The organism is Streptomyces sp. NPDC006265 (assembly GCF_040613555.1).
Classification (GTDB): domain Bacteria; phylum Actinomycetota; class Actinomycetes; order Streptomycetales; family Streptomycetaceae; genus Streptomyces.
Map to the genome: position 1 here is coordinate 1 of NZ_JBEXSH010001122.1, position 2,435 is coordinate 2,435.

A 2,435-nucleotide genomic window follows, 5' to 3' on the forward strand; every position below is an offset into this window, starting at 1 on the left:
GGACGCGGCCGGCGGACAGCGGGTTGCGGGGGGCCAGGACCGGGATGATCCGCCTGCACGGATGGGAACGTTCCCAACCTGTCAGGGGGACACGACACGAGACGCTCCATCCGCGAGACGGGAGGGTTGCGGGTGCGGGGATCCACGAACTGCTGTGCTCAGCGCCTGACTTCCCGGCCGGTCGACCAGTTCGACTGCCTTCGACCACAGTTGCCCCGTGCGGCGCATCACGCAGTGTTCAAGGCGCTCCATCTCGCTGTCAATCCACGGGCACAGAGAAACTCACGGATCCGAACAGGGACGAACAGTTGACTGGACAGAATCCTTGACGAGGCATCAGCTCGTTCTTACGCTCCGTCCTCATGGGAGCGTTCCCATACCCCCACGCCCCGGAGGCCACCGTGACCGACTCGCACCGGCGTCCCCGCACCGCGCCACGACCGTGGCGGACACCCCACCGGACAGGCAGCCGGTTCGTCGGCTGTGTCTCCGCCGCCGCGCTGGCCGTCTCCGCCCTCGTCGCACTGCCCCAGAGCGCGCACGCGGCGACCGCCCGGCAGGTCGAGAAGCTCGACCGCGGACTGACCAGCGTGCACACCAGCAGCGGAAACCTGGTGTCCTGGCGCTGGCTGGCGACCGACCCGAACGACGTGTCGTTCAACGTCTACCGCGCCGGCACGAGAATCAACTCCTCGCCCGTCACCGCCTCGACGAACTACTTCGACTCGGGCGGCGCCGACTCGGCCGACTACACGGTGCGCGCGGTGGTCAACGGCAGCGAGCAGGCCGCGTCCGGGCCCGCGGTCCAGTTCCGCACGGGCTACAAGGACGTGCCGATCTCCCCGCCCGCGGGCGGCACCGCTCCGGGCAACTCGGCCTACACGTACGACGCCAACGACGCCTCGGTCGGCGACCTCGACGGCGACGGTGCCCTGGACCTCGTCCTGAAGTGGCAGCCCACCAACGCCAAGGACAACTCCCAGTCCGGCTACACCGGCAACACCATCGTCGACGCCATCAAGCTCGACGGCACCCGGCTGTGGCGCATCGACCTGGGCCGCAACATCCGCTCCGGCGCCCACTACACGCAGTTCCAGGTCTACGACTACGACGGCGACGGCAAGGCCGAGGTCGCCATGAAGACCGCCGACGGCACCCGCGACGGAACCGGCGCGGTCATCGGCAACTCCTCCGCCGACCACCGCAACTCCAGCGGCTACGTCCTGACCGGGCCCGAGTACCTGACGATGTTCAACGGCCAGACGGGCAAGGCGATGCAGAGCGTCGACTACGTCCCGGGCCGCGGCAGTGTCTCCTCCTGGGGCGACAACTACGGCAACCGCGTCGACCGCTTCCTCGCCGGCACCGCCTACCTGGACGGCGCCCGCCCGTCGCTGATCATGGCGCGCGGCTACTACACCCGCACGGTGATAGCCGCCTGGGACTGGCGGGGCGGCGCCTTCGCCCGCCGCTGGACCTTCGACACCACCTCCTCCACCAACAGCGGCAAGGGCTACGACGGTCAGGGCAACCACAGCCTGTCCGTCGCCGACGTCGACGCCGACGGCAAGGACGAGATCGTCTACGGTGCGATGACCGTCGACGACAACGGCAGCGGTCTGTGGACCACCCGGCTCGGCCACGGCGACGCCGGCCACGTCGGCGACCTCGACCCGTCGCGTCCGGGCCTGGAGTACTTCAAGGTCTCGGAGGATTCCAGCAAGCCCGGTTCCTGGATGGCCGACGCCCGCACGGGTGCGCGGCTGTGGCAGACGGCGTCGGGCTCCGACAACGGCCGCGGTGTCGCCGCCGACATCTACGCCGGCAGCGCGGGCGCGGAGGCCTGGTCCGCCTCCGACACCACCCTGCGCTCGACCGCCGGCGCCTCCCTGGGCCGGGAGCCCTCCAGCACCAACTTCCTGTCCTGGTGGGACGGCGACCCCGTGCGCGAGCTCCTCGACGGCACCCGCATCGACAAGTACGGCACCTCCGGTGACACCCGGCTGCTCACCGGCTCCGGTGTCGCCTCCAACAACGGCACCAAGTCCACCCCGGTCCTGTCCGGCGACATCCTCGGCGACTGGCGCGAGGAGGTCGTCTGGCGCACCGGCGACAACCGGGCGCTGAGGATCTACTCGACCCCGCACCAGACCAACACCAAGATCACCACCCTGCTCCACGACACCCAGTACCGCACGGCCATGGCCTGGCAGAACACCGCCTACAACCAGCCCCCGCACCCGAGCTTCTTCATCGGCAACGCCATGCCGACGGCACCCCGGCCGACGGTCTACACACCCTGACCCGCCCTGAGCCGCGGACACTTGCCCTACTGCGATCGCAGTAGGGCAAGATTGCCCGAACAGCCCACAAAGAGAGGCCGCCGGGGTGCGGGGGGTGGGGGGGGGCGGGGTGGCAACACGAGGAAGGAAGAG

Annotated in this window: 1 protein-coding gene; it reads left to right on the forward strand. The window is 69.8% G+C overall.

Going from position 1 to position 2,435, the window contains the following annotated elements; genetic code table 11:
• Positions 1-362: 362 nt before the first annotated feature.
• On the forward strand, positions 363-2,303 hold the full coding sequence (locus tag ABZ281_RS46020; RefSeq protein ID WP_356664423.1) for a rhamnogalacturonan lyase: 1,941 nt from the start codon (positions 363-365) through the stop codon (positions 2,301-2,303).
• Positions 2,304-2,435 lie beyond the last annotated feature (132 nt).